At 67.8% G+C, this 23,060-nt stretch carries 23 protein-coding genes and 1 tRNA gene; 12 read left to right on the forward strand and 12 right to left on the reverse strand.

Going from position 1 to position 23,060, the window contains the following annotated elements; genetic code table 11:
• Positions 1-112: 112 nt before the first annotated feature.
• Both EU805_RS09165 and mnmA read right to left on the reverse strand, forming a co-directional pair.
• Entirely contained in the window at positions 113-1,723 is a 1,611-nt protein-coding gene (locus tag EU805_RS09165; RefSeq protein ID WP_165351922.1) for a sorbosone dehydrogenase family protein, read from the reverse strand.
• A 157-nt stretch (positions 1,724-1,880) separates the two neighbouring features.
• A complete protein-coding gene (mnmA, locus tag EU805_RS09170; RefSeq protein ID WP_129763655.1) occupies positions 1,881-3,020 on the reverse strand; it encodes a tRNA 2-thiouridine(34) synthase MnmA in 1,140 nt (379 codons plus the stop codon).
• 116 nt (positions 3,021-3,136) lie between these two features.
• Here mnmA and EU805_RS09175 point away from each other — a divergent pair, with 116 nt between their 5' ends.
• The 5 genes from EU805_RS09175 (at position 3,137) to EU805_RS17845 (ending at position 8,956) form a co-directional block, all read left to right on the forward strand.
• Positions 3,137-3,424, forward strand: coding sequence for a DUF1153 domain-containing protein (locus EU805_RS09175; RefSeq protein WP_129763656.1), 288 nt, complete (start codon positions 3,137-3,139; stop codon positions 3,422-3,424).
• 78 nt (positions 3,425-3,502) lie between these two features.
• Positions 3,503-4,216, forward strand: coding sequence for a response regulator transcription factor CtrA (ctrA, locus tag EU805_RS09180; RefSeq protein ID WP_129763657.1), 714 nt, complete (start codon positions 3,503-3,505; stop codon positions 4,214-4,216).
• Between the two features lie 156 nt (positions 4,217-4,372).
• Positions 4,373-6,643: an NAD-dependent DNA ligase LigA gene (ligA, locus tag EU805_RS09185; protein ID WP_129763747.1), complete on the forward strand. Its 2,271-nt coding sequence runs from the start codon at positions 4,373-4,375 to the stop codon at positions 6,641-6,643.
• Positions 6,640-8,730, forward strand: a complete 2,091-nt coding sequence (recG, locus tag EU805_RS09190; RefSeq protein WP_129763658.1) for an ATP-dependent DNA helicase RecG — start codon at positions 6,640-6,642, stop codon at positions 8,728-8,730. Before ligA ends, recG begins: the two co-directional genes overlap by 4 nt.
• A gap of 103 nt (positions 8,731-8,833) precedes the next feature.
• The gene (locus tag EU805_RS17845; RefSeq protein ID WP_255465877.1) at positions 8,834-8,956 is read left to right on the forward strand and encodes a hypothetical protein; all 123 of its coding nucleotides are present in this window, start codon (positions 8,834-8,836) and stop codon (positions 8,954-8,956) included.
• Between the two features lie 152 nt (positions 8,957-9,108).
• Here EU805_RS17845 and EU805_RS09195 read toward each other — a convergent pair whose 3' ends face one another.
• A complete protein-coding gene (locus EU805_RS09195; RefSeq protein ID WP_129763659.1) occupies positions 9,109-9,558 on the reverse strand; it encodes an iron-sulfur cluster assembly scaffold protein in 450 nt (149 codons plus the stop codon).
• Between the two features lie 65 nt (positions 9,559-9,623).
• Here EU805_RS09195 and hisI point away from each other — a divergent pair, with 65 nt between their 5' ends.
• Positions 9,624-9,974: a phosphoribosyl-AMP cyclohydrolase gene (gene hisI, locus EU805_RS09200; RefSeq protein WP_129763660.1), complete on the forward strand. Its 351-nt coding sequence runs from the start codon at positions 9,624-9,626 to the stop codon at positions 9,972-9,974.
• Positions 9,975-10,051: 77 nt separating this feature from the next.
• Here hisI and gluQRS read toward each other — a convergent pair whose 3' ends face one another.
• The 7 genes from gluQRS to EU805_RS09235 form a co-directional block, all read right to left on the reverse strand.
• The gene (gene gluQRS, locus EU805_RS09205; RefSeq protein ID WP_129763661.1) at positions 10,052-10,837 is read right to left on the reverse strand and encodes a tRNA glutamyl-Q(34) synthetase GluQRS; all 786 of its coding nucleotides are present in this window, start codon (positions 10,835-10,837) and stop codon (positions 10,052-10,054) included.
• Positions 10,834-12,195, reverse strand: a complete 1,362-nt coding sequence (gene trmFO / locus EU805_RS09210) for a methylenetetrahydrofolate--tRNA-(uracil(54)-C(5))-methyltransferase (FADH(2)-oxidizing) TrmFO (protein ID WP_129763748.1) — start codon at positions 12,193-12,195, stop codon at positions 10,834-10,836. Before trmFO ends, gluQRS begins: the two co-directional genes overlap by 4 nt.
• 39 nt (positions 12,196-12,234) lie before the next feature.
• Positions 12,235-12,936, reverse strand: coding sequence for a hypothetical protein (locus tag EU805_RS09215; protein WP_129763662.1), 702 nt, complete (start codon positions 12,934-12,936; stop codon positions 12,235-12,237).
• A 98-nt stretch (positions 12,937-13,034) separates the two neighbouring features.
• The gene (gene gyrA, locus EU805_RS09220; protein ID WP_129763663.1) at positions 13,035-15,785 is read right to left on the reverse strand and encodes a DNA gyrase subunit A; all 2,751 of its coding nucleotides are present in this window, start codon (positions 15,783-15,785) and stop codon (positions 13,035-13,037) included.
• A gap of 169 nt (positions 15,786-15,954) precedes the next feature.
• Positions 15,955-16,878 (reverse strand): arginase, encoded by a 924-nt coding sequence (gene rocF, locus EU805_RS09225; protein WP_129763664.1) that lies wholly within the window; start codon positions 16,876-16,878, stop codon positions 15,955-15,957.
• Positions 16,875-17,342: a disulfide bond formation protein B gene (locus tag EU805_RS09230; RefSeq protein WP_129763665.1), complete on the reverse strand. Its 468-nt coding sequence runs from the start codon at positions 17,340-17,342 to the stop codon at positions 16,875-16,877. Before EU805_RS09230 ends, rocF begins: the two co-directional genes overlap by 4 nt.
• Positions 17,342-17,920, reverse strand: a complete 579-nt coding sequence (locus EU805_RS09235; RefSeq protein ID WP_129763666.1) for a YqaA family protein — start codon at positions 17,918-17,920, stop codon at positions 17,342-17,344. The genes EU805_RS09230 and EU805_RS09235 overlap by 1 nt, the downstream gene beginning before the upstream one ends.
• Positions 17,921-18,035: 115 nt before the next feature.
• Between EU805_RS09235 and EU805_RS09240 the strand changes: the two genes are divergently transcribed.
• Together EU805_RS09240 and EU805_RS09245 are read left to right on the forward strand one after the other, a co-directional pair.
• A complete protein-coding gene (locus EU805_RS09240; protein WP_129763667.1) occupies positions 18,036-18,878 on the forward strand; it encodes a neutral zinc metallopeptidase in 843 nt (280 codons plus the stop codon).
• 112 nt (positions 18,879-18,990) lie between these two features.
• Positions 18,991-19,076, forward strand: a tRNA-Leu gene (locus EU805_RS09245).
• A 4-nt stretch (positions 19,077-19,080) separates the two neighbouring features.
• Here EU805_RS09245 and EU805_RS09250 read toward each other — a convergent pair.
• Together EU805_RS09250 and EU805_RS09255 are read right to left on the reverse strand one after the other, a co-directional pair.
• A complete protein-coding gene (locus EU805_RS09250; RefSeq protein WP_129763668.1) occupies positions 19,081-19,662 on the reverse strand; it encodes an NTP transferase domain-containing protein in 582 nt (193 codons plus the stop codon).
• A 76-nt stretch (positions 19,663-19,738) separates the two neighbouring features.
• Complete coding sequence (locus tag EU805_RS09255; protein ID WP_129763669.1) at positions 19,739-20,383, reverse strand: YafY family protein; 645 nt, start codon at positions 20,381-20,383, stop codon at positions 19,739-19,741.
• Between the two features lie 177 nt (positions 20,384-20,560).
• On the opposite strand from EU805_RS09255, the gene EU805_RS09260 reads away from it, so the two are divergent.
• The 4 genes from EU805_RS09260 to EU805_RS09275 are packed head-to-tail and all read left to right on the forward strand — an operon-like array spanning position 20,561 to position 23,030.
• Entirely contained in the window at positions 20,561-20,785 is a 225-nt protein-coding gene (locus EU805_RS09260) for a twin-arginine translocase TatA/TatE family subunit (RefSeq protein WP_129763670.1), read from the forward strand.
• Between the two features lie 24 nt (positions 20,786-20,809).
• Entirely contained in the window at positions 20,810-21,334 is a 525-nt protein-coding gene (locus EU805_RS09265) for a twin-arginine translocase TatA/TatE family subunit (protein ID WP_129763671.1), read from the forward strand.
• Positions 21,331-22,194, forward strand: a complete 864-nt coding sequence (tatC, locus tag EU805_RS09270) for a twin-arginine translocase subunit TatC (RefSeq protein WP_129763672.1) — start codon at positions 21,331-21,333, stop codon at positions 22,192-22,194. Before EU805_RS09265 ends, tatC begins: the two co-directional genes overlap by 4 nt.
• Entirely contained in the window at positions 22,191-23,030 is an 840-nt protein-coding gene (locus EU805_RS09275) for an ATP-binding protein (protein ID WP_129763673.1), read from the forward strand. The genes tatC and EU805_RS09275 overlap by 4 nt, the downstream gene beginning before the upstream one ends.
• Positions 23,031-23,060 lie beyond the last annotated feature (30 nt).

The following is a 23,060-nucleotide window of genomic DNA, read 5'->3' on the forward strand; positions in this document are numbered from 1 at the left end:
GGGTAGGGCGGGGGGACGGGTCGCACAAGGGCAAACGGGTCCTCACGCCCCATGGGGCAGGTGGCGAGACCCGTCGTCCGGATCGGTCCCGCCACCCGCGGATCATTGGTGATCAGCTGTCGCTGTCGTCCGATGCCGCGTCGTCCGTCTCGGTCGGCATGTTCAACTCGGCATCGGTGTCGGCCGGGTCGACCTCCATTGCAGCGTCGCCATCCGCTTCGCCCTGCATCCCGGCGTCGGACGACGCCGCGTCGTCCGTTTCGGTCGGCATGTTCAGCTCGGCGTCCGTCTCGGCCGGGTCGACCTCCATCTCGGCCGCGTCGGACCCGATGGCGGCATCCGTGGCGTCGGCGTCGTCCATGGCGCCCGCCTCGGCGTTGCCGTCATAGGTCACGCGCCAGATCGTGTTGCCGGTATCGTCCGCGATGAAAAGCGCACCGTCGGGGGCGAATTCAACATCCACGGGGCGACCCCAGACCTCGGCACGGTCGTCGTTCTCGACCCAGAAGCCGGTGGCGAAGTTCTCGTAGGTGCCGGTCGGCATGCCGTCCTCGAAGGGGGCGAAGACCACCTTGTATCCCGTGGGCTGGGTGCGGTTCCACGACCCCTTGAAGGCCATGAACACGCCTTCGCGATAGGCTTCGGGCAGCATTTCGGGGTCTTCGGGGAATTCGAGGTCCATGATCGCGGAGTGCGGCTGCACCAGCATGTCGGGCTCGATCGTCTGCTCCACCAGCTCCGGCTCCAGGTCGGCGAATCCGGGCTGCGGGTTCTGCCCGATGTAGGAATAGGGCCAGCCGTAGAAGCCGTCCTGCTGCACCCGGATCAGGTAGTCGGGCACCAGGTCGTCGCCCACGCCGTCACGCTCCTGCACGATGGCGAAGAGCTCCCCGGTTTCGGGCTGGATCGCGAGGCCCGCGGGATTGCGCACGCCGGTGGCGACGGTGCCGATGGCGGTGCCGTCCGCCTCGAAGGACTGGATCGTCGCGGGCACCCCCGGCTCGACCGAGATGTTCCCGTTCGAGCCGATGCCGACGTAGAGCGTCCCGTCGTCGCCGATGGCGATGTCGCGGTTCACGTGGCCGAAGGGCCCGTCACCGAACGCCCCTTCCGGCGTGATCATCCGCTGGCCCGAGAAGTCGTGCTGCGGGACGCGTTCGCCTTCGGGTACCTCGTCCACGGGCTTGCTCTCGGAACCCACGATGCGGATCCGGCCTTCCGTGTAGGGCATCGCCCAGATGCCTTCCACATCGGCCACGAGGATCTGCGGGCCGTCGTCGCCGTCACGGTAGTGCACGCCGTAAGGCTGCGTGAAGGGTTCGGCGTAGCGCGAGATCGTGTCGGTCTGACCGTCGCCGTCGGTGTCGCGCAGCAGGCCGATGTAGCCCGCCGACTGGAAGGCCACCAGCACGTCACCGTTGGGCAGGATGTCGACCTGGCGCGGCGTGTCCTCGAGCTGCGCGAAGAGCGTGGCGCTGAAGCCGTCCGGCAGGTTCAAATCCGGCGGGGTCTCGGTCAGCGTCAGGGCGGTGTTGTTGACGTTGGGGCCGGTGTAGGGTTCCGGCGCCTGGTCCATCGTGTACACGAAGGACAGTCCGACCGTGCGCTCCTGTTCCGGCGTGGCGGAGGCGGAGGGGATCGGCTCCTGCGTTTCCTGTGCGGCAAGAGGGAAGGCGAGGGCCGTCGCGGCGACCCCGCTGAGAAGGATGTGGCGTTTGGTCATGAGGCGCTCCCGTGCGTTGGACGTGCAAGTCATTGCAGACCGAACGAGGGCGGGGCGGCACGGGTTCCGCCCAAGCTTGCACTGCGCGTTTGGGTCGCGGTGGGGCGCCCGGGCCGTTCCCCCGCCGCAGGTCGCAAAGGTGCCCTTGCAGGCGCGGTCAGGCGCCGCGCCAGATCCAGCCGCCGCCCAGCACCCGGGTGCTGTCGGGGGCATAGAAGACGCAGGCCTGGCCCGGACTGATGCCTTCCTCCGCGACCAGCAGTTCGACCTCGGCCCGCGTGTCCGAGATCGGGTGCAGCACGGCTTCCGTCGGCGGCTTGGTCGAGCGGCATTTCACCTCGATCCGGCGGGGACCGCCGGCCAGGAAGTCGCCGTCGCCCAGCCAGTTGATCTCGCGCAGGGGGACGCGGCGGGTGGCCAGCATGTCCTTGGGACCGACGATGACGCGGCGCGCTTCCACGTCCAGGCGGACGACGTAGAGCGGATCGGCCAATCCGCCGATCCCCAGCCCCCGGCGCTGGCCGATCGTGTAGTGGATCACGCCGTCGTGGCGGCCCAGCACGGTGCCGTCGACCGAGACGATCTCCCCCGGCTCCGCCGCACCGGGGCGCAGCTTCTCGATCACCTTGGCGTAATTGCCGTCGGGCACGAAGCAGATGTCCTGGCTGTCGGGCTTGTCGGCAACCGGCAGGCCGTGCCGCAGCGCCAACGCGCGGGTCTCGGCCTTGCTTTCCAGGTGACCCAGCGGGAAGCGCAGGTAGTCCAGTTGCTCGGGCGTGGTCGAGAACAGGAAATAGCTCTGGTCGCGGGTCCGGTCGGCGGCCGCATGCAACTCCGGCCCGCGCGCGCCCATCTTGCGCTGGATGTAGTGACCCGTCGCCATGCAATCGGCGTCGAGGTCCTTGGCGGTTTCCAGCAGGTCCTTGAACTTCACCCGCTCGTTGCAGCGGATGCAGGGAACCGGCGTGGCACCGGCGAGGTAGCTGTCTGCGAATTCGTCGATCACCGCCTCGCGAAAGGTATTCTCGTAGTCCAGCACGTAATGCGGGAAGCCCATCGTCTCGGCCACGCGGCGCGCGTCGTGGATGTCCCGGCCCGCGCAGCAGGCGCCCTTCTTGGCAAGCGCGGCCCCGTGGTCATAAAGCTGCAAGGTCACGCCGACCACGTCGTAGCCTTCGCCCGCCAGCTCCGCCGCCACGACGGAACTGTCGACACCGCCCGACATGGCGACGACGACCCGCGTCTGCGCGGGGGGCTTTGCGAACCCAAGGCTGTTGATCGGATGGTCCAAGGCCATGACGACACCTGTTTTGCTGTCCAACGGGGCCGCCACCTACACCCGCGGGCGACGGCTTACCAGTCTTTAAACGTTTTCACCCATGGTCCGGTCCACGCGAAGAGAGGGAGCGTTCCATGTATCTCAGAAAGGTCGATGGACCCCGGTCCGTGACGCTGCCGGATGGCTCGATCATGACCCGCGCCGACCTTCCGCCGCTGACCACGCGCCGCTGGGTCGCGTCGCGCAAGGCCGCGGTGGTCGCCGCGGTCGCCCACGGTCTGATCGCCCGCGATGTCGCGCTGGAGTCCTACGACCTGTCGGACGAGGAATTCACGGAATGGGAAAGGGGCCTGAGAGAGCATGGTCACAATGCGTTGAAGACGACGCGTTTGCAGAGATTCAGACAACCCAAGGTAGACTGAAAACAATTTTCTCTATACCGATAACGGGTCATTAACAAATCAACGGCAGATTGAATTTACCTTTTGATGGAGATTTGAATGCGTGTTCTGCTTGTCGAAGACGACCCCACGACCGCCAAGAGCATCGAGTTGATGCTGAGCCACGCGAACCTGATCGTCTATACCACCGACATGGGCGAAGAAGGGATCGATCTGGCCAAGATCTACGATTACGACCTCATCCTTCTCGATCTGAACCTGCCCGACATGACCGGACACGAGGTGCTGCGCCAGTTGCGCCTCGCGCGGATCGAAACGCCGATCCTGATCCTGTCGGGCGAAGACGACACCGCCAGCAAGCTCAAGGGGTTCGGCTTCGGCGCGGACGACTACCTGACCAAGCCGTTCCACCGCGAGGAACTGATCGCCCGGATCCACGCCATCATACGCCGCTCGAAGGGGCATGCCCAATCGATCATCCGCACCGGCAACATCGAGGTGAACCTCGATGCCAAGACGGTCGAGGTGGACGGCACGACGGTGAACCTCACCGGCAAGGAATATCAGATGATGGAGCTTCTCTCGCTGCGCAAGGGCACCACGCTCACGAAGGAGATGTTCCTCAACCATCTCTACGGCGGCATGGACGAGCCGGAGCTGAAGATCATCGACGTCTTCATCTGCAAGCTGCGCAAGAAGCTCTCCGTCGCCACGGGCGGCGACAACTTCATCGAGACCGTCTGGGGGCGCGGCTACGTCCTGCGGGATCCCGAAGGTCGCAGCGCGAAGCCCGCCGTCGCCGTGGGCGCCTGACCGGCGTGCGATACGACCTCCGGGGCACCTCCGATCTGGACGATGCCCCAGACCCCGCCTAGTTTCACCGCAGGTCCAATGTGGCCCGCGGTCGATGAAGCAGGGAATGGCATGGCGCGACGGAATGACGAAAAGACCGGCACCGCGGATGCGTCCATGCCCGCCGCGGTCGCCGATCTTCTGGACGGGCCCGAGATCTCGACCCTGACGCTTGAGGCGGCGACGGCGGAACTCGAAGCGCTGGCGCAACACCTGAATGACGCGAATACCGCCTACCACGGGCAGGATGCACCGGTTCTGGACGATGCGACCTACGACGCGCTCAAGCGACGCAACGCGGCAATCGAGGCGGCCTTTCCCGATGCCAAGCGCACCGACAGCCCCTCCGACCAGGTCGGCGCGGCCCCGGCAGAGGGGTTCGGCAAGGTGCGCCACCGCCTGCGGATGCTCTCGCTGGGCAATGCCTTCAGCGACGACGACCTGCGCGACTTCGACGCCGGGATCCGCCGCTACCTGGGCCTGACCCGGGACGCCACGCTCGCCTACACGGCGGAGCCCAAGATCGACGGGTTGTCGCTGTCCCTGCGGTACGAGGACGGAACCCTGGTCCAGGCGGCGACCCGCGGCGACGGGACGGTGGGCGAGGACGTCACCGCGAACGCTCGCACGATCGACACGATCCCGCAGTCCCTCGAGGATGCGCCCGCCGTGCTGGAAGTGCGTGGCGAAGTCTACATGCGCCATGACGATTTCGTCGCCCTCAACGACCGGCAGGCGAAAGCCGGGGCGAAGATCTTCGCAAACCCGCGCAACGCGGCAGCAGGATCCTTGCGACAACTCGATCCGAACATCACCGCGAGCAGACCGCTGGCCTTCTTCGCCTACGCCTGGGGTGAGGTCTCGGACCCGCTTGCGCAGACCCAATCGGGGGCCATAGACCGTCTGGCCGCGCTGGGCTTTCAGACCAACCCGCTGACGCGACGCTGCGACGGGCCCGAGGCGCTCTTGTCCCATTACCACGAGATCGAAGCCGCCCGTGCCACTCTCGGCTACGATATCGACGGCGTCGTCTACAAGGTCGACGACCTCGACTACCAGCATCGGCTGGGGTTCCGGTCGACCACCCCGCGCTGGGCCATCGCGCACAAGTTCCCGGCAGAGCTTGCCTGGACCGTGCTCGAAGGTATCGACATCCAGGTCGGGCGCACGGGCGCATTGTCCCCCGTCGCGCGGCTCACACCCGTCACCGTGGGCGGCGTGGTCGTGTCGAATGCGACGCTCCACAACGAGGATTACATCGCCGGCCGCAGCGCCGACGGGACGCCGATCCGCGACGGGACCGACATCCGGGTGGGCGATCATGTGCAGGTCTACCGCGCCGGCGACGTGATCCCCAAGATCGCCGATGTCGACCTCGCCCGGCGGCCGTCGGACGCGACGCCGTTCGACTTTCCCACGCAGTGTCCCGACTGCGGCTCTGACGCGGTCCGCGAGGAAGGCGATGCCGTCCGGCGCTGCACCGGGGGGTTGATCTGCCCCGCGCAGGCGGTGGAAAAACTGCGCCATTTCGTCAGCCGGGCCGCCTTCGACATCGAAGGCCTCGGCGCGAAACAGGTGGAGTATTTCTTCGACGACACGGCACTGCCCGTGCGCGAGCCTGCCGATATCTTCACGCTGGAGGCACGCAATGCCGACAGTCTCGCCAAGCTGGAAAACCGCGACGGGTTCGGCGCGACCAGCGTTCGGAATCTCTTTGCCGCCATCGATGCGCGGCGGACGATCCCGCTGGACCGGCTGCTCTTCGCGCTGGGCATCCGTCATGTGGGCGAGGTGGCGGCCCGCGATATCGCGCGCCATTTCCACGGGTGGGATGCGCTGACCGCGGCGCTCGATCAGGCCGCGCCAGCGGCACTCGCCTACCTGGCCGCCGACGAGGCAGAGGCCCAGGAACGCGCCGCCGCGGCCGAGGACGGGCGGCGCGCACGCATCAAACCGGTGCGCGATGCGGCCTTCGGAGAGGTCGCGGCCGACGCGCGCGTCGCCTGGGACGATCTTGTGGGCATCGACGGCATCGGGGCCACGGTCGCGGTCTCGCTGGTCACGACCTTCGCGCAGGACTCCGAGCGCGCCTCGATCCGCCGGCTGACCGATCAGTTGAAGATCGCACCGGTCGAGGCCCCTGCAACCGCTTCGAGCCCCGTCGCGGGCAAGACGGTCGTCTTCACCGGATCGCTCGAACGCATGACCCGGGCGGAGGCGAAGTCCCGGGCGGAGGCGTTGGGCGCCAAGGTCGCGGGGTCCGTCAGCGCCAAGACCGACCTCCTCGTGGCGGGCCCGGGGGCGGGGTCCAAGGCGGACAAGGCGGCCTCCCTGGGCATCGAGACGCTGGACGAGGATGCCTGGCTCACCCTGATCGGCGACGCGTGAGCCAGCGGCCCGAGGTCCTGTTTCCGCTTTTCGCGGAGGCGCAGACCCTTGCTGGGGTCGGTCCCAAGTCCGCCAAGGCACTCGCCCAGATCGGGATCGAGACACCGCGTGATCTTCTGATGACGCTGCCGGCCTCGGGCATCGACCGGCATCGCCGGGCGAGCATCCGCGACGTGGTCCCGCCCGCCGTCGCCACCGTCGAGGTCACCGTCGTCGCGCATCACGCGCCCACCGCCAAGGGCCGCCCGACGCGCATCGCGGTCCGTGACGAGGCGGCGGATTTCACGCTGGTCTACTTTCACGCGCGCGGCGACTACCTGCAAAAGCTCTTGCCGGTGGGCGCGCGCCGCGTCGTCTCGGGCCGGGTCGAGACGTTCGACGGGATCGCCCAGATGGCCCATCCCGATCACGTCGTCCCCCCGGAAGAGGCGCAGGACCTGCCGGAGTTCGAGCCGGTCTACCCGCTCACCTCCGGCGTGACGCAAAAGCTGATGTTCAAGGCCAGCCGCGATGCCCTGGGCCGCGCGCCGGACCTGCCCGAGTGGATCGACGGCCCGCTTCTTGCGCGCGAGGGCTGGCCCGGCTGGCGGGACGCGCTGGCGGCGGCACATGCGCCGCGGGCCATGACCGATCTGTCCCCGCTCGCGAAACCGCGCATTCGTCTGGCCTACGACGAATTGCTGGCGCATCAGCTCACCCTGGCGCTGGCCCGCGCGACGCGGCGCGCGAAGCCCGGACGCGAGACGCGCGGCGACGGCGATCTGCGCGACCGCGTGCTGGCCGCCTTGCCCTACACCCCCACCGGCGCGCAGACCCGCGCCATCGGCGAGATCGCCGCCGATCTGGCCGCCCCCCGACGCATGAACCGCCTGCTGCAGGGGGACGTGGGCGCGGGCAAGACGCTGGTTGCGCTGATGACGCTGCTGACGGCGGTGGAAGCGGGCGGGCAGGGGGTCATGATGGCCCCGACGGAGATTCTCGCGCGCCAGCACCTGTCCGGTCTGCGCCCGCTGGCCGAGGCGGCGGGCGTGCGGTTGGAGCTCTTGACCGGTCGCGACAAGGGCAGCCTGCGGCAGGAGAAACTGGCCGCGCTCGCCGATGGCGACATCGGGATCCTCGTGGGCACCCATGCGGTGTTCCAGCCCGACGTGCAGTTCAATGATCTGCGGCTTGCGGTGGTGGACGAACAACACCGCTTCGGCGTGGCCCAGCGGATGCAGCTTGGCGCAAAGGGACGCGCCGTCGACGTGCTGGTCATGACCGCGACGCCGATTCCGCGCTCTTTGTCGCTGACGCAATTCGGCGACATGGACCTGAGCGTTCTGGACGAAAAGCCCCCGGGACGGACGCCGGTGACCACGGCCCTCTTGCCGGCTGACCGGATGGAGGAGGTCGTCGCGCGCCTGGGCCGCGCCGTCGCCGAAGGTCGGCAGGCCTATTGGGTCTGCCCCCTGGTCGAGGAATCCGAGGTCAGCGACATGACCGCCGCCGAGGAACGCTTCAAGCACCTGCGCGCCGCCTTGGGCGAAGGCGTCGTCGGTCTGGTCCACGGGCAGTTGCCACCGGCCGAAAAGGATGCCGCCATGGCGCGCTTCGCGGCCGGGGAGACCAAGGTGCTGGTCGCCACCACGGTCATCGAGGTGGGCGTCGACGTGCCCAATGCCTCGATCATGGTGATCGAACGGGCGGAGAGCTTCGGCCTTGCGCAGCTGCACCAGTTGCGCGGCCGCGTCGGGCGGGGGGCGGCGGCCTCGACCTGCCTGCTGCTCTACCAGGCCCCCCTGTCCGAGACCGGCCAGCGTCGCCTGTCGATCCTGCGCGAGACCGAGGACGGCTTCCGCATCGCCGAGGAAGACCTCGCGATCCGCGGGGCGGGCGACATGATCGGCACCGCGCAGTCGGGCCTGCCGCGGTTTCGCATCGCCGATCTGGAGCGCCAGGGCGCGTTGCTGGAGCTTGCCCGCTCCGACGCCCGTCGGCTGTTGCACGACGACCCCGACCTGACATCACCCCGCGGCAAGGCCGCCCGCACGCTCTTGTGGCTGATGCAGCAGGACCGCGCGATACGCCTGATTTCAGTGGGTTGACCCGGTTCGTTCCATTTTGTTCCCCTTTGTTCTCATAAAGTTCTTTACAGGTCGTTAACCTTATGGAACAAACAGGCAACGCAAGACGGAACAGGAGGCCGCCATGAGCAAGCAGATCACCGCAGCACTCGTCAGAGACCGCAGCACGATCCTGTCGGATGCCCTTGGCCTCGCCTCGCTGGCCGTCATGTTGTTCGTCGGATTGTCCTTGCCCGGACTGGTCTGACTGCCTCGCATCCGCAAGGTTCGCGATGCCCGTCCCACCGGGCTCGCCTGACCTGCCTGTCCTGATGCGCCGCGCGGGTTGCCCGCCCCGCGGCCGCCTTGCGGATGCACCACTTCGCCGCCGCCGCTGTCCTCAGCGTGCGGCGGTTTTTTCTATGAAGAGGTCGCCGCGGCGTCGTCGAGGGCGGCCAATGTCGCCTCGAAGGCCAGCAGAATTGAGGCGTGGCGGTTCTTGTAGTCGCGCGCGGGCTCCAGCACCTCGAGTTCCGCGAAGGGGGGCTGCGGCACCGGGCCGCCGTCCTTGAGCATCGCGTGAAGCGCGTCCCGGCCGGCCTGGATCGTGGCCCGGTCGAGGCCGACCACCGATTGCCCGACGACGGAGGCCGCGGCCTGACCCAGCGCGCAGGCTTTCACGTCCTGCGCGAAGCGCGTCACGGTCCGACCGTCGGTGCCCACGTCCACCGTGACGGTGGACCCGCACAGCGGCGAGCGCTTTCGGGCGGTGCCGTCGGGTGCCTCGAGCCGGCCGGCGTGCGGAAGCTCTGCCGCCAGCGCGAGGATACGGCTGGAGTAGAGTTTCATCATGTCGGTTTCGGCGGTCATGCGTTGCCCTTTCGCGAGGTCCGCCATAGGTAAGGCCGCGATCCCGCGAAGAAAAGGCATGCCGCATGACATTCGATCCCGCGACCCTGCGCTACAACGACGCCGGGCTGATCCCCGCCATTGCTCAGGATGCCACCAGCGGCGAGGTCCTGATGATGGCCTGGATGAACCAGGATGCCGTGGAGCGGACCTTGCAAACGCGCGAGGTCACCTACTGGTCCCGCTCGCGCGGGGAGCTCTGGATCAAGGGCAGGACCTCCGGCCATACGCAGGAACTGGTGGAATTCCGCCTGGACTGCGACCGCGATTGCCTCCTGGTCGCCGTGAACCAGACGGGTGCGGCCTGCCACACGGGCCGCCGGTCGTGTTTCTACACAACCGTCGAGGCGGGCGAAGAGGTCATCGACGACTCCTGACCATCGGCGCCTGCGGCGGGTGCGGGACGCCTCGCCGGCGGGGCGGATATTTCTGGAACAGAGCAGGCCCCTGCGCGTCAGAGGCCGACCATGGCGCGGATGTCCCGCGGCGTCGCCCCCTGTGCCCGGTAGAGCGAGAGGGCGCGGGCGTCGTCGCGCTTGGCCAGCCGCTTGCCGCTGTCGTCGCGGATCAGGCGATGATGGTGGTAGGCGGGCGACGGCAGGTCGAGCAACTCCTGCAGGAAGAGGTGGATCGGGGTCGCCTCGGCCAGATCCTTACCACGGACCACATCCGTAACGCCTTGCGCGGCATCGTCGATTACGACCGACAGATGGTAGGAGGTGCCCATGTCGCGCCGCGCGAGGACGACGTCGCCCACCTTATCGGCGGATAAGGGTGTCTTGACAAAGGGTTGACAGGCGGCAAGGTCGAGGCGGAGGGCCGTGTCGCCGGGGCGCGGCCCGGTGCGCGGCTTGGTGCGGCAGATGCCGGGATAGACCACGCCATCGGGTCCCATCGGCGCGCCTTCCTGCGGGGCGCTTGCGGCCTCGAGGATATCGCGGCGGTTGCAGGTACAGGGATAGAGCAGCCCGCGATCCCACAGCGCATCGAGGGCCGCGTCATAGGCGGGCTGGCGATCCGATTGGCGCATCACCGGTGTGGGCCAGCGCAGACCGAGCCAGGCGAGGTCGTCAAGGATCTGCGCCTCCCACTCGGGGCGGGCACGGCTGCGGTCGATATCCTCGATCCGAAGCAGGAACGTGCCGCCCGCCGCCTGGGCGAGGTCCCATGCGGTGAGCGCCGAAAAGGCGTGGCCCAGATGCAGCGGCCCGGTGGGGGACGGTGCGAAGCGGGTGATCACGCGGGCACGGGCTCGGTCTGCGCGAGCCAGGCGGACCAGTCGGCCTTGGCGCGGTCGGTATAGGCCTTGTAGCGGTCCTTGCGATTGCGCCGGCCGCCCTTGATGCCGGTACCTTCGAGCGGCGGGAAGAGCCCGAAGTTCACGTTCATAGGCTGGAACGTCTTGGCGTCCGCACCCCCCGTGATGTGGGTGACGAGCGCCCCCATGGCCGTGGTGTCGGGCACGGGCGGAAGCGCGAGGCCCCGCGCCTCGGCCACGGCGAGGCGGGCGGCAAGCAGGCCCATGGCGGCGGATTCCACGTAGCCCTCGACCCCGGTGATCTGGCCCGCGAACCGGATGTTGGGCTGCGACTTCAGCCGCATCTGCCCGTCGAGCAGGGTCGGCGAGTTGATGAAGGTGTTGCGGTGGATCCCGCCGAGGCGGGCGAACTCGGCATTCTCGAGCCCGGGAATCGTTTTGAAAACAGACTTTTGCGCGCCGTACTTCATCTTGGTCTGGAAGCCCACGATGTTGAACAGGGTCCCCAGCGCGTTGTCGCGACGCAGTTGCACCACGGCGTAGGGCTTGGTCGCGGGGTCATGGGCGTTGGTCAGGCCCACCGGCTTCATGGGGCCGAAGCGCAGGGTCTCGCGGCCGCGCTCTGCCATGACCTCGATCGGCAGGCAGCCGTCGAAGTATTTCGCTGTCTCGCCCTCGTGGAACTCGGTCTTCTCGGCCGAGAGGAGCGCGTCGATGAAGGCCTCGTACTGGTCCTTGGTCATCGGACAGTTGAGGTAGGCGGTCCGCTCGTCCTTGGTCTCTCCCTTGTCGTAGCGGGACTGCATCCAGGCGGTTCCCATGTCGATGGTGTCGGCATGGACGATGGGGGCGATGGCGTCGAAGAAGGCGAGTTGGTCAGCGCCGGTCTGCGCGCGGATCGCCTCGGCCAGCGCACCGGAGGTCAGCGGGCCGGTCGCGATGATCCATTGCCCATCGGTGGGAAGCGACGTGATTTCAGCGTCTTGCACCGTGATGTTCGTGTGCGCGCGCAAGGCGGCGGTGACGCTTTCCGCGAAGGGATCGCGGTCCACGGCCAAGGCGCCGCCGGCGGGCAGGCGATGCTTGGCCGCCATCTGCATGATGAGCCCGTCCGCCTGGCGCATTTCCCAGTGCAGAAGACCGACGGCGTTCTGCTCGTGATCGTCGGAGCGGAAGGAGTTGGAGCATACCATCTCGCCCAGGTTACCGGTGCGGTGGGCGAAGGTGCCGACCTGGGGGCGCATCTCGTGGATCACCACGCGCAACCCTGCGTTCGCGGCCTGCCAGGCGGCTTCGGACCCGGCCATGCCGCCGCCCACGATATTGAGTGTCTGTGTCATCCCCGCGATGTAGGCCATCGCGGGGCATTGTGCAAAGGGTCAGAAGCCCGGGACGACGTCCAGCAGGCTGCGGGTGTCGAAGGTGGTGCCGCGGGCCGCGCCGAAGGCCACCTCGACCCCGAGCGAGACGAAGCCGTAGCTGTCGTCGCCCGCCGCGGTGTCACGGCTGGCCTGGCCCAGCTTGGCGTAGACGGAAGGGCCCCGAAGCATCCGGTATTCCGCGCCGATGGCGATCTGGCCGAACTCCGCGTCGTCGGTATCGGCGTAATCGACGTTCCCGATGGCCGAGATGGCGGGCGTGATCCCGTAGCCGCCGTCGACGCCCACGATCGTGCCGTCCGCGTCACCGGTGACGGTGCCGAGGTAGCCGCCGACCTTGCCGTCCAGCAGGTCCGCGCCGCCTTCCAGGCCCACGAGCGTCGCCTCGAAGTCGTCGACGCCGTCGCGGGCCACGAAGAGACCGAAGGAGGTCAGGTCGTTCAGGTGATAGGTGCCGTGCAGGGTGACGTTGGTCCCGGTGTCGTCGGCGTTGTCCGAGTTGACGCCGCGTGCGTTGATGGAGGCGCTGGCGAAGGGGGCGAAGCCATACTCCAGCCCGCCGCTGTAGGAGACGTCGCCGAAATCGCTGCCATCGAGCGGGACGTTGTAGTCGATGCCAAGCTGGCCGCCGGTGACGCCCTGCGCCAATGCGGGGGAGGCTGCCGTCAGGAGGACGGCAGCGAAAGCTGCTTTATGGGTCATGTTTACTCGCCTCTGGTCGTGGGGGTTCGGTCCCCCTTGGGCCAGAGGCTAACGCGCGGGCGCGCGCCCGGCAAGTTCCACCGGGCGCGCCGCGCGGATTACGAAGCGGGTGCCTCTCCCTCTGTGGCATCCTCGCCACCCTGGTCGGCGATCCAGGCGACGGAGGCGACCACTTCGCCCTTGGCGGTGTTGAACACCTTCACCCCCCCGGCGCCGCGCGAGCGGAAGGAGATCCCCTCCACCGGCACCCGGATCGACTGGCCGGTGGAGGTTACCAGCATGATCTGGTCCGACAGATCGACCGGGAAGGAGGTGACCAAGGGGCCACCGCGCATCGCCTTGTCGGTGGCCATGACGCCCATGCCGCCACGCCCGCGCACGGGGTAGTCGTGGCTGGACGACAGTTTGCCCATGCCGTTCGCGGTGATCGTCAGGATCAGCGTCTCGGCCGCCGACATCTCGGCGTAGCGTTCCTGGGTGATCGCGCCGGGGGCCACGTCGTCCTCGTCGTCTGAGCCTTCGGCCTCGTCGGTGAGGCCCGCCATGGCGCGGCGCATTTTGAGGTAGGCGGCCCGTTCAGAAGCCTCGGCCTCGAAGTGGGGAATGATCGACATCGAGACGACCTCGTCGTCGCCGTTCAGCCGCACGCCCCGCACGCCGGTCGAGGCGCGGGAGTTGAAGACGCGCACATCCGTCGCGGGGAAGCGGATCGCCCGGCCGGAATTGGTGACCAGCATGACGTCGTCGCTTTCGCTCGCGATGCGGGCGTTGATCAGGCGGATGTCCTCGCCCTCCTCGAACTTCATCGCGATTTTGCCGGCGCGGTTCACGTTGGTGAAATCCGACAGCCGGTTGCGCCGCACGGTGCCCGCGGAGGTGGCGAAGACCACCTGCAGATCGTCCCATTCCGCCTCGTCGCGGTCCACGGGCATGATCGCGGCGATGGAGACGCCCGCCTCGATCGGCAGGATGTTCACGATCGCCTTGCCCTTGGCGGTGCGGCTGCCCAGCGGCAACTGCCAGCATTTCAGCTTGTAGACCATGCCGGAGGTCGTGAAGAACAGAAGCTGGGTATGCGTATTGGCCACGAAGAGGGTGGTGACCACATCCTCTTCCTTGGTCTGCATCGACGACAGCCCCTTGCCGCCACGCCGCTGCGCGCGGAAGTCGGCCAGCGCCGTGCGCTTGATGTAGCCGCCGGAGGTGACGGTCACGACCATGTCCTCGCGCTCGATCAGGTCCTCGTCCATCATGTCCCCGGCCCAGTCGACGATTTCTGTCCGGCGGGGGACGGCGTGATTGTCGCGCACCTCGGTCAGCTCGTCGCGGATGATCTGCAGGATGCGCTCGCGCGACCCCAGGATCTCGAGGTAGTCCCGGATTTTCTTGGCGAGCTCCTGCAGCTCGTCGGTGACCTCCTTGACGCCGATCTGCGTGAGCCGCTGCAGGCGGAGTTCCAGGATCGCGCGGGCCTGCGCCTCCGAGAGGTTGTAGGTGCCATCATCGTTGGCCGTATGCGTGGGATCGTCGATCAGCGCGATGTATTCCAGGATCTCTTCGGCGGGCCAGCGGCGGGTCATCAACGCCTCGCGTGCCTCGGCCGCGTCGGTCGAACGGCGGATCGTGGCCACGACCTCGTCGATGTTGGTGACGGCCACGGCCAGACCGCAAAGGATATGACTGCGCTCGCGTGCCTTGCGCAACTCGAAGGCGGTGCGGCGGGCGACGACATCCTCGCGGAAGTCGACGAAGGATGTAAGGAACCGGCGCAGGGTCAGCGTTTCGGGCTTGCCGCCGTTGAGCGCCAGCATGTTGCAGGCGAAGTTCGTCTGCATCGGCGTGAAGCGGAAGAGCTGGTTCAGCACCACTTCCGCGGTGGCATCGCGCTTGAGCTCGACCACCACCCGCACGCCGTTACGGTCGGATTCGTCCTGCACGTGGGCGATCCCCTCGATCCGTTTTTCACGGGCGGCCTCGGCGATGCGGTCGATCATGACCGACTTGTTCACCTGGTAGGGCACGTCGTCGATGACGATCGCGTAGCGGTCCTTGCGCAACTCTTCGACATGGGTGCGCGAGCGCATGACCACGCTGCCGCGCCCCTCGAGGTAGGCCTTGCGCGCGCCGGACCGGCCCAGCATGATCCCGCCCGTGGGGAAATCGGGGCCGGGGATGTAGTCGATCAACGCCTCGGTCGACAGGTCCGGATCGTCGATCAGCGCCAGCGTGGCGTCGATGACTTCGCCGAGGTTGTGCGGCGGGATATTGGTCGCCATGCCCACGGCAATGCCACCGGCCCCGTTGACCAGCATGTTGGGGAACCGCGCGGGCAGAACCGAAGGTTCGCGGTCCTTGCCGTCGTAGTTCAGCTGGAAATCGACGGTGTCCTTGTCGATGTCGTCCAGAAGGTAGCCCGCGACCTTCTGCATGCGGACTTCCGTGTAGCGGTAGGCGGCGGCCTTGTCGCCGTCCATCGAACCGAAGTTGCCCTGACCGTCGAGCAGAACGAGGCTCATCGAGAAATCCTGCGCCATCCGCACCAGCGCGTCGTAGATCGCCGAGTCCCCGTGGGGGTGGTACTTCCCCATCGTCTCGGCAACGGGGCGCGAGGACTTCCGGTACGGCTTGTCGTAGGTGTTGTTGGTGTCGTGCATCGCGTAGAGGATCCGCCGGTGCACCGGCTTCAACCCGTCGCGCAGATCGGGGATCGCGCGGGAGACGATGACGGACATCGCGTAGTCGAGATAGGCGGTCCTGAGCTCGTCCTCGATGCTGACGGAGGGGCCGTCGTACTCGGGACGCGCGGGGCCGTCGTCGTCGCTTTCGGGGGTGTCCGGGATGTCGGTCATCGGGTCTGCTTCTACGCCAGTTCTGGGTTGGGGCAACCTAGCCCGTACCGCATGTTGTGTGCAACTGCGGAAGGCCGTGGATCGCGCCTTTCAGGCGCGATCCCTGGGGCTCTGCCCCAGGTCCCGGGATATTTTCGGCCAGAAGAAGGGGGCGCGCGCGCGCTTTGCGTCAGCCGTGGCTGCGAGTGGGGCGGTCGAAGACGCGGCGGCCCAGAAGCGAGGCGGTGAGATCCACCATCAGCGAGGCGGTCTTGCCCCGGTCGTCGAGGAAGGGATTGAGTTCCACAAGGTCGAGCGATGTGACGCACCCTGCGTCGCAGAGCATCTCCATCACCAGGTGCCCTTCGCGCACCGTGGCACCGCCCGGGACGGTGGTGCCCACGGCAGGGGCCACGGCGGGGTCGAGGAAATCGACGTCGAGCGAGACGTGCAGCATGCCGTCCGCCTCCGCAACGCGCTGGAGGAAGGCGGCGAGCGGCGTGCGGATGCCGTCCTCGTCGATGCGGCGCATGTCGACCACGTCGACGTCCATGTCCAGCAGGGCCGCATGTTCCGCGCCGTCGACGCTGCGCAGGCCGAGCATGCAGATGTTGGCGGGATCGACCTGCGCGGGGACGGGCGGAAAGCCCTCGAACCCGTCGCGCCCGATGACGTAACCCACCGGCGTGCCGTGCAGGTTGCCGCTGGTGCTGGTGGCGGGCGTGTGGATGTCGCTGTGCGCGTCGAGCCAGAGCGCGAAGAACGGCCGGCCCTGCGCCTTGGCATGGGCGGCCATGCCGGACACGGTTCCGAGCGCCAGCGCGTGATCGCCGCCTAGGAAGATCGGCAGGCCGCGCGGGGCGGCCTCCTGCGCGGCCTGCGCCAGGGTCCGGGTCCAGCCGACCGTTTCCGAAAGCGCGTGGACGGCCGGGTTGGGGTGATCCGGGACGGTGACATCGGCGGGGGAGAGGTTGCCCAGATCTTCCACCGTGTGGCCCAGGGTGGTGATCGCCTCCGCCAGGCCCGCGGTGCGGTAGGAATCGGGACCCATCAGGCAGCCGCGGCGGCGCTTGCCGCAGTCCACGGGGGCGCCGATCAGGATGCAGTGGGTCACAACGGGGTCTCCTCGGGGTCGGGGGCGCGGGCGGCGGCGATCCACAGGACCATCAGCCCGAGCGAGAACAGCGCGTTCCAGCTGGGCATCGACAGGCCGAGGAACGCCCAGCTCACCTGGTCGCACATGATCAGGCGCGGGCCGTCCAGCGACAAAAGATCCCCGCTCAGCGCGCCACCGCCGCCGCCGGTGCAGGAGGCGGGACCGTCCCACAAGGCCCGCTCCACCCCGGTGTGCCAGATGCCGATGCCGGCGGTGAGCGCGGTGGCCAGGGCGCCCGCCCAGGCCCAGGCCCGGTGCGGCACGGTGAAGGCAAGCACGCCCAGCGCGATCGCCGCCATGTGCGGCCAGCGCTGCCACAGGCACATCTGGCAGGGCAGGTAGCCCAGGAACTGGAACAGGTAGGCCCCGGCCAGCAGCAGGGTCGACCCGGCGGCCGCGAGAAAGATCAGGGTGCGGGCCATCAGAAGACTCCCAGCAAGAGGAACCCGCCCAGCAGAAGGACGCAGAACAGGGTGAAGACGAGGCCCAGGCGACGCTCGATGAAGTCGCGGATCGGGGCGCCGAACTTCCACAGCAAGGCGGCGACGAGGAAGAACCGCAGCGCCCGGGCGATGAGCGAGGCCAAGACGAAGACCGGCAGCGACAGGCCCGTGACGCCGCTGGCGATGGTGATGACCTTGAAGGGGAACGGCGTCACCCCCGCGATCAGCACCGCCCAGGCGCCCCAGTCGTTGTAGGTCAGCGCGAAGGCGTCGAAATCCTCGAGCTTGTGGTAGAAGTCGAGCACCGGCGCGCCCACGGTGTCGAAGAGGAACGCGCCGATGAAATAGCCCAGAAGCGCGCCCGCGACGGACGCCAGCGTGGCCACCGCCGCGATCAGGAAGGCGAGGCGGGGCCTTGCGATGATCATCGGGATCATCAGAACGTCCGGCGGGATCGGGAAGACGCTGCTTTCCACGAAGGCCACCGCCGCCAGCGCCCAGAGCGCATGGGGCGAACGCGACAGCGTCATGGTCCAGTCGTAGAGCCTGCGCAGCATGGGGTGCCTTTCGGTTTCACCCCATAGGCCACGGGTCGCGCATGGGGTCAAGTCGCGGGATGGACGGGGTCTGCGGTCGCGCTATCGTGAAGATCCGAACATGTAGGAGATCGTCATGCAGTGGAGAGGTCGGCGCAGCAGCCGCAATATCGAACGGCGCGGGCGGGGCGGCGGTCGTGCCGTCGGAGGAATCGGCGGCATCGGTGCCGTGATCGTCCTGCTTCTGGGGTGGTACTTCGGGATCGACACCTCGGCACTGGTGGGCGGCACCGGATCGCCCTCGACGCAGACGGCCGACCGCAGCGCCATCGACGGCGAGGACCCGGAGATGGAGCAGTTCGTGGCCGCCGTCTTGGGGCTGACCGAGGACGTCTGGGCGCAGACCTTCCAGCAGCAGGTGGGGGAGCCCTACAGCCCGCCCACATTGGTGCTTTTCGACGGGGTCACGCAATCGGCCTGCGGCACCGCGAACGCGGCAACGGGGCCGTTCTATTGCCCGTCGGAGGACCGGATCTTCCTCGACACGCAGTTCTTCCGCACCCTGTCGGACCGGCTGGGGGCCGGTGGCGACTTCGCCCAGGCCTACGTGATCGCCCATGAGGTGGCCCACCACATCCAGAACGAGCTGGGGATCCTGGGCCAGGTGAACCGGATGCGCGCGCAGGCCTCGCCCGCGGACGGCAACGCGCTGTCCGTCCGCACCGAGCTTCAGGCGGATTGCTACTCCGGCATCTGGGCGCGGGGCGCGGAAGAGGCCTTCGGCGTGCTGGAGCCGGGAGATATCGAGGAGGCGATGAACGCCGCCGCCGCGATCGGCGACGACCGGCTGCAAGGGGCCGCTGCACGGCCCGACAGCTTCACCCACGGCACCAGTGCGCAGCGCCAGCGCTGGTTCGCGCGGGGCTTCGACAGCGGCAACATGACCGATTGCGACACCTTCTCGGCGACGCAACTGTGACGGCGTCTTTCACGCCTGGCGCCGGCCTGCGCGCGGAGGGCGAATTTCGGTGGGGTCGGGGTGTCGTGTCGGATTGACGGGACGCGGCGTTGGGGTTACCTCGCGATCACCGGCCGGTGTGGCGGAATGGTAGACGCAGGGGATTCAAAATCCCCCGCCCGCAAGGGCTTGTCGGTTCGAGTCCGACCACCGGTACCAGGTTTCACTCAGCGTTGAAGGCGGCCCAATCCTCGGGCGTGTCGAGATCCAGCCGCGCGCGGTCGTCCGCAAAGGGGATCAGCACCGTGCGGTCCGCATGACGCGCGATAAGCGGCGCGGCACCGGTATCCCCATGCAAGGTCGCAAAGGCAGGTCGCAGGGCCGCATCGAACAGCGTCGGATGACCCGGCGCGTTCGAAGCCGTGGCACCACGCCAGATCAACGCGTCGGGATGCGCCGACCGCGCCGCGATCACCGCCTGCATCTCGGGGGCGGCGATGCGGGGCAGGTCCGCCAGCACCACCAGGAACGCGTCGCAGGCGGGCAGGGCCGCCACCGCATCCCGCAGGCTCCCCGACAGACCCTCCGCCCCGGAGGGCACCGCGATCGGCGTGACGGGCAAACCCGCCAACACGGCGCGTCGTGCCTCCGCGTGATGATGCAGCGCGACAAAGGTTTCGCCGACGGCCACGGCGTCCTGTGCGATGCGGCGCAGAAGCGGTTGGCCCGAAACAACTTCGAGGCACTTGTCCGACCCGCGCATCCGCGAAGATGCTCCGGCGGCAAGAATCAGAATCGGAATCATGCGTGTCTCCGCGTGAGGTGGTCCGGCGCCCTGAATGTGCGACGGGCTGCGCCGCGCCGGTTGCGCAGCGTCCGGGTCATGGGCGGTCCGCGAGGGTCTTGCCCGGTTCGTCCACGAAGAGACCCGGAAGCGGGCGCAACTGCGTGATGCGGTCCAGCCGCAAATCCTCGAAGCGGCGGGCGGTCTCGTTCCAGGCGGCCAGCGTCCAGAGCCGACCCCAGTAATCCAGCCGCAACGGCCGCAGCGTCGCCGTACGATCACCGAGCGTGACCTGAACGCGCTGACGGGCGCGCACGGCCTTGCGCAGGGCGGGCAGGTGCTGAAAACCGCGTGCGGCCTGCGCGAAGGGATAGATCGCGAGCGCCCGGGCGGACGCCTCGCCAGTCTGTTCGGGCAGCACGGCGGTCAGCTTCGCGTTCAGCGACCGGGCGGCGGCGGCGAGCTCCGCCTCCCGGCTTTCGGCCACGACCGCAAGGCCGATCGTCAGCGCCTCCACCTCTGCCGTGGTCAGATTGAGCGGCGGCAGGGTTACGTCGGCGGTGATCCGGTAGCCTATGCCCCGCGCGCCTTCGACCGGAACGCCGGACGCGGCCAGTGTTTCCATGTCGCGATAGATGGTGCGGACGTGCACGCCCGTCCGCCGGGCCAGCGCCTCCGCCTGGTGCAGGCCGCCGGTGCGCAGAGTCTGGATCAAGGTCATCAGGCGGTCGGTGCGTTTCATGGACAAACTCCTCCTGACAGTTTTTTGTCACGAGATCGGCGAAGTCCAGTAAAAATAGGTCGATCACAATCGCCAGATCGGTCGAATCGGGCTTCCCACGGGGCCCGCGCGCGCTTATGTCTGTGGCGTCATTCCGGCGCGGATCGCATCGCGTCAAACCTGATGGGGGATAATTCCATGCTCAACAACATCGGCCTGCCGGGCCTTCTGCTGATCGCCGTCGTCGTCCTCGTGCTCTTCGGCCGTGGCAAGATCTCCAGCCTGATGGGTGAAGTCGGCAAGGGCATCACGGCCTTCAAGCGCGGCGTCGACGACGGCAAGAAGGAACTCGACGACAGCTTTGCCGACGCGCGCGACGTCTCTCCGGACGCGACCGTGAAGACCGACAAGGACAAGGTCTGAATCAAGATATAGGGGGCTCTGCCCATGTTCGGCCTTGGCGCGAGCGAGATGATCCTCCTGGGGGTCGTGGCCTTGATCGTAATCGGGCCGAAGGATCTGCCCAACCTGTTCCGCACGCTGGGTCAGTTCACGGGCAAGGCGCGGGCGATGGCGTCCGAATTCTCGCGCGCGATGGAAGCGGCGGCCGACGACAGCGGCGTGAAGGACATCTCGAAGTCGATCAAGGCCGCGGCGAACCCGACGAAATTCGGCCTCGACAGCGCGCGTGACGCGATGAGCGGCAAGAAGGGTCCCGCCACCCAATCGCTCAGCGCGGATCGGCAGGCGGCCAAGGACAAGATCAGCGCCAACGCCGCCCGCGTGGCCGAGGAACGCCGCGCCCGTGAGGCTGCACTGGCCGAGGAAGACGAGGACATGGCCGACATGATGGACGACGCGCCCGCCATTCCGCCCTCCTCGGACGCGCCGCCCCGCGTGACTGAGAACGAAGCGGTCAAACCCGCGCCTGCACCCGCGCCCGAGACGACCGACGAGAAGACCTCCACATGAGTGCCGCCGACGAGCTGGAAGACAGCGCCGCCCCGCTGATCGAGCACCTGACGGAACTGCGCAACCGGCTGATCCGGTCACTCATCGCCTTCATCATCGGGATGGTGATCTGCTTCACGGTCTGGAACCCGATCTTCAACTTCCTGACCCAGCCGCTGTGCCGCGCGCTGGAACTGGAAGGCCAGGATTGCGGGCTGATCTTCATCGCGCTGGAAGAAGGGTTCTTCGTCGCGATCCAGATCTCCCTTCTGGGCGGGCTGGCGCTGTCGTTCCCGGTGATCTCCTACCAGATGTGGCGTTTCGTGGCGCCAGGCCTCTACAAGTCCGAGAAGGGGGCCTTCCTGCCGTTCCTCGTGGCCTCGCCCTTCATGTTCTTCCTTGGTGCGGCCTTCGCCTACTACGTGATCACGCCGCTGGCCTTCGACTTCTTCCTGGGCTTCCAGCAAGGCGAGATCGCGGCCGAAGGCGATGTCACGACCGAGGCCGCGGGCCTGCTGTTTCAGGGGTCGGCCAAGGCCTACCTGAACCTGACCATCAAGTTCATCGTGGCCTTCGGGTTGTGCTTCCAGCTTCCCGTGCTGCTGACGCTGATGGGCAAGGCCGGGCTGGTCAGCGCCGCGGGCCTGCGCAACACGCGCAAGTATGCGGTGGTCGGCATCCTGCTGATGGCGGCGCTCGCCACGCCACCGGACGTCGTCAGCCAGGTGATCCTCTTCGTGGTGGTCTACGGCCTTTACGAGATCTCGATCCAACTGGTCGCCCGGGTCGAGGCGAAACGCCTGGCGCAGCTCCGGGCCGAGGGCGTGGTGGGCGAGGATGAGGATATCCACGGCAACCCGCTGGACGAGGACCCCCGTTGAGCGACGCGGACCTGACGCGGATCGCGGACGCGTTGGAGCGTCTGCGGCCGGGGCCCGCGACGCCGCCCGATTTCGACGCGGCCTCCGCCTTCGTCTGGCACGCGGACCCCGACCGGCTGGAGCCGGTGACGTCCGTGAACCGCGTCGATCTGGAGCTGCTGGTGGGCATCGACCGCGCCCGCGATACGCTCTTGCAGAATACCGAACGGTTCGCGCGCGGCCTAGCGGCGAACAACGCGCTTCTGTGGGGCGCGCGTGGCATGGGAAAATCAAGCCTCGTCAAGGCGGTACACGGCAAACTTGAGGCGGATTACCCCGATCTGAAGCTGGTCGAGATCCAGCGCGAGGATCTCGCCTCCATCGGGCGGTGCCTGTCGCTCCTGCGCGGATCGGACAAGCGGTTCGTGCTCTATTGCGACGATCTGTCGTTCGGCCATGACGATGCGCACTACAAGTCGCTCAAGGCGGTGCTGGATGGCGGTATCGAAGGCCGGCCTGCCAACGTGGTGCTCTATGCGACCTCCAACCGGCGGCACCTGATGCCCCGCGACATGATCGAGAACGAGGCCTCCACCGCGATCACCGCCGGGGAGGCGGTGGAGGAAAAGGTCTCGCTCTCGGACCGGTTCGGGCTCTGGCTGGGCTTCCACGCCTGCGATCAGGACGCATACCTGGCCATGATCCGGGGCTATTGCGACGCCTACGGGATCGAGATCACGGACGCCGAGCTGCGCGCGCAGGCCATCGAATGGCAGGCGACCCGCGGGTCCCGCTCGGGCCGGGTGGCCTGGCAATTCTTCGTGGACCTGGCCGGGCGCCGCGGCGTCGCGGTCTGAGCCACCGCGTCATGCGGGGGTCGGCGCGGG

The organism is Salipiger sp. IMCC34102 (assembly GCF_004145405.1).
In the GTDB taxonomy this organism is placed as follows: Bacteria; Pseudomonadota; Alphaproteobacteria; order Rhodobacterales; family Rhodobacteraceae; genus Loktanella.

Bases quoted from the DNA above. Each gene is read 5' to 3' on its own strand.
- EU805_RS09165 (WP_165351922.1), bottom strand. From the start codon at position 1,723: ATGACCAAACGCCACATCCTTCTCAGCGGGGTCGCCGCGACGGCCCTC.
- mnmA (WP_129763655.1), bottom strand. From the start codon at position 3,020: ATGGCCTTGGACCATCCGATCAACAGCCTTGGGTTCGCAAAGCCCCCC.
- EU805_RS09175 (WP_129763656.1), top strand. From the start codon at position 3,137: ATGTATCTCAGAAAGGTCGATGGACCCCGGTCCGTGACGCTGCCGGAT.
- ctrA (WP_129763657.1), top strand. From the start codon at position 3,503: ATGCGTGTTCTGCTTGTCGAAGACGACCCCACGACCGCCAAGAGCATC.
- ligA (WP_129763747.1), top strand. From the start codon at position 4,373: ATGCCCGCCGCGGTCGCCGATCTTCTGGACGGGCCCGAGATCTCGACC.
- EU805_RS17845 (WP_255465877.1), top strand. From the start codon at position 8,834: ATGAGCAAGCAGATCACCGCAGCACTCGTCAGAGACCGCAGCACGATC.
- EU805_RS09195 (WP_129763659.1), bottom strand. From the start codon at position 9,558: ATGACCGCCGAAACCGACATGATGAAACTCTACTCCAGCCGTATCCTC.
- hisI (WP_129763660.1), top strand. From the start codon at position 9,624: ATGACATTCGATCCCGCGACCCTGCGCTACAACGACGCCGGGCTGATC.
- trmFO (WP_129763748.1), bottom strand. From the start codon at position 12,195: ATGACACAGACACTCAATATCGTGGGCGGCGGCATGGCCGGGTCCGAA.
- EU805_RS09215 (WP_129763662.1), bottom strand. From the start codon at position 12,936: ATGACCCATAAAGCAGCTTTCGCTGCCGTCCTCCTGACGGCAGCCTCC.
- gyrA (WP_129763663.1), bottom strand. From the start codon at position 15,785: ATGACCGACATCCCGGACACCCCCGAAAGCGACGACGACGGCCCCGCG.
- EU805_RS09230 (WP_129763665.1), bottom strand. From the start codon at position 17,342: ATGGCCCGCACCCTGATCTTTCTCGCGGCCGCCGGGTCGACCCTGCTG.
- EU805_RS09235 (WP_129763666.1), bottom strand. From the start codon at position 17,920: ATGCTGCGCAGGCTCTACGACTGGACCATGACGCTGTCGCGTTCGCCC.
- EU805_RS09240 (WP_129763667.1), top strand. From the start codon at position 18,036: ATGCAGTGGAGAGGTCGGCGCAGCAGCCGCAATATCGAACGGCGCGGG.
- EU805_RS09250 (WP_129763668.1), bottom strand. From the start codon at position 19,662: ATGATTCCGATTCTGATTCTTGCCGCCGGAGCATCTTCGCGGATGCGC.
- EU805_RS09255 (WP_129763669.1), bottom strand. From the start codon at position 20,383: ATGAAACGCACCGACCGCCTGATGACCTTGATCCAGACTCTGCGCACC.
- EU805_RS09260 (WP_129763670.1), top strand. From the start codon at position 20,561: ATGCTCAACAACATCGGCCTGCCGGGCCTTCTGCTGATCGCCGTCGTC.
- EU805_RS09265 (WP_129763671.1), top strand. From the start codon at position 20,810: ATGTTCGGCCTTGGCGCGAGCGAGATGATCCTCCTGGGGGTCGTGGCC.
- tatC (WP_129763672.1), top strand. From the start codon at position 21,331: ATGAGTGCCGCCGACGAGCTGGAAGACAGCGCCGCCCCGCTGATCGAG.